At 67.5% G+C, this 2379-nt stretch carries 3 protein-coding genes; all 3 read right to left on the bottom strand.

From position 1 onward, the window contains the following. Positions 1 to 19: 19 nt before the first annotated feature. On the bottom strand, positions 20 to 238 hold the full coding sequence (locus tag AB4Y84_RS19530) for a hypothetical protein (RefSeq protein ID WP_100552980.1): 219 nt from the start codon (positions 236 to 238) through the stop codon (positions 20 to 22). Positions 239 to 405: 167 nt separating this feature from the next. Next, complete coding sequence (locus AB4Y84_RS19525; RefSeq protein WP_442244314.1) at positions 406 to 1995, bottom strand: alkaline phosphatase D family protein; 1590 nt, start codon at positions 1993 to 1995, stop codon at positions 406 to 408. Further along, positions 1995 to 2379, bottom strand: a 385-nt coding sequence (locus AB4Y84_RS19520) for a TonB-dependent receptor domain-containing protein (RefSeq protein ID WP_442250710.1), incomplete at its 5' end; no start/stop codon positions are given. The genes AB4Y84_RS19525 and AB4Y84_RS19520, both read right to left, overlap by 1 nt.

Raw genomic sequence — 2379 nt, 5'->3', positions numbered from 1 at the left:
GTCGTGATGGCAAGCGGCCTCATGCCGTCACCGCGCCGCGGCCACCACCCAGCAGGCGTGCCGGCAGCATGAACAGCGCGCGCAGGAAGGCGAACAGCGCCGAGAAGGTGATGCCGACCAAGCGGAACGGCAGGCTCAGCAGCCACACGAATGGCCAGGCCACCAGCGCCAGGATCGCCAACGGCCAGCACAGCACGAACAACAGGCACCACACACCGAGCGCGAACAAGGTCTTCATCACAGGCTCCCTCGGCGGCACCCCGCCGCCCGCCATCACCTTGGCGCCCCGCCCCCAGCCCGGGCAAACGGTTTGCGACGAAACCCGGCTGGGGGCGATGAAACCGATGGTGGGGAAACCGGAGATTCAGGAGGTTGCCGGCCAGCGGCCGGCACTACCGAACGGATTCACACCGGCACTGCGCCCGGACGACCGTGGCTCACCTGGAAGCGCGCGGCCGTGCGAACTTCCGCATCGCGCCGCAGCACGCTGTCGGCGAAGCGCAGTTCCGCGTCCACGGTCTGCCGGTTCAACTGCAGCTTCCACCAGCCACGACGGTCGCCATCGAAATAACGGATGTGCGGATTCTGCGGGATCGACGGACCGTAGTACGGGCCATACGGCGTGTCATCGCCGCCACTGCTGATCGCTGGGGCGATGAACTCGGTTGCGATCACCGGTGCATCCACGGCATCGAAATCCAGCTTCAGGTCATTGACGAACGTGGAGTGCCAGTCACCGCCCAGTACGATGGCGTTGCCCTGCCCGCCGGCTTGCATCGCCTGCAGCAGGCGCTTGCGGGCGGCCGGGTAGCCATCCCAGGCGTCGTTCCAGAAACGTTCGCGCGGCGTGCCCTGCTCCAACCGCAACTGCGCCACCAGCAGCTGCTGCACCACCACGTTCCAGCGTGTTCCAGCCGCGGCCGCCATCGACTGCGCAAACCAGGCCTCCTGCCCCACTCCGAGCATGCTCATGCGCGGATCCAGTGCCGCCTCGCAGCGTGGCGATTCACCGACGCCACAGGGGTTGGCCGGACGGAACTGACGGCAATCCAGCAGCGTCAGCTGGGCCAGGTCGCCGTAGCGCAGGCGGCGGTGCACGCGCAGGCCACCGTTGCCGGCCGGCGTGCTGCGCATCGGCAGGTGTTCGTAGAACGCGCGATACGCAGCGGCGCGGCGAACGATGAAGTCCTCGGTCGGCACGTCGCTCTTTTCCGGATGGATGCCGGAATAGTCATTCTGCACTTCGTGGTCGTCCCAGATTACCGCGAAGGCGTGCGCGGCGTGCGCGGCCTGCAGGTCCGGGTCGAGCTTGTACAGCGCGTACTGGTCGCGATAACGCTCCTGGCTGAGGGTCTCACCGCTGAAGCGCTGTGCGTCCAGGGTGCTGCCACGCGCATTCTGCAACGGGCTGTATTCGTACAGGTAGTCACCGGCATGCAGCACCAGATCGACATCGCTGCGGGCGATATCCGCCAGTACCGGATAGTAGCCGCTGTTCCAGGCCTGGCAGGTGCACAACGCCAGTCGCAGCTGCTGCAGCTGCGCATCCGGCAGCGGCGCGGTGCGGAAATGCCCGATCGGACTCTCCTCGCCGCCGTCGCAGGCGAATCGATAGTAGTAATCGCGCCCTGGACGCAGGCCGGTCACTTCCACGTGCACCGAATGTGCCAACTCCGGCACGGCCGCCGCCACGCCACGCTGCACCAGCCGGCGCATCGCCGGATCTTCGGCAATGAACCAGCGCACCGGGATCGCGCGCGACGGCATGCCACCGCCGTTGAGGGGATCCGGTGCAAGACGCGTCCACAGCACCGCGCCCTGCGCATCCGGATCACCCGCGGCGATRCCGAGGGTGAACGGATCGCGCCCCAGTCGCGGCCGCGGACCGGTGGCGGCTACGCCAGGCATGGCCGCCAGTGCGATCGCCGCTCCGGTCCCCTGCCAGGCCAGGCGCAGCAGACGACGGCGGGTTTCCGGATCGGCGATGCGCTCCATCAGAAGCGCACGGTCGCGGTGGCCATCACCTGCCGCGGCGCACCGACCTGCATGGTCGCCAGGCTGCGGGTGGGATCAGCAGCGTAGGTGCCGTTGGTGTTGATGGTCGCCAGATACTGCTTGTCGGCCAGGTTGGTCAGGTTCAGCGCCAGGGTCAGGTTCTGCGCCGGGCCGAGCTTGCCCATGTCATAGGCCACCGACGCATTGATCAGCCAGTAGCTCGGCACGGAGACGTCATTGGTGTAGGTCACGTAGCGCTTGCCGACATGGTTGGCCGCCAGGCGCAGGTCCCACGGGCCCGGCGTCCACGCCAGGGTGCTGGCGAACATCCATTCCGGAGTGTCGACCGTCTTCTTGCCGCGGGTCGGCACCACACCGTTGTTG

The organism is Stenotrophomonas sp. 2YAF22 (genome assembly GCF_052114665.1).
Classification (GTDB): domain Bacteria; phylum Pseudomonadota; class Gammaproteobacteria; order Xanthomonadales; family Xanthomonadaceae; genus Stenotrophomonas; species Stenotrophomonas indicatrix.
This window is presented reverse-complemented; position numbering and strand designations above follow the sequence as displayed.

What these genes read in the sequence shown, in the direction of transcription:
- AB4Y84_RS19530 (WP_100552980.1), bottom strand. Translation starts at nt 238, where the DNA reads ATGAAGACCTTGTTCGCGCTCGGTGTGTGGTGCCTGTTGTTCGTGCTG.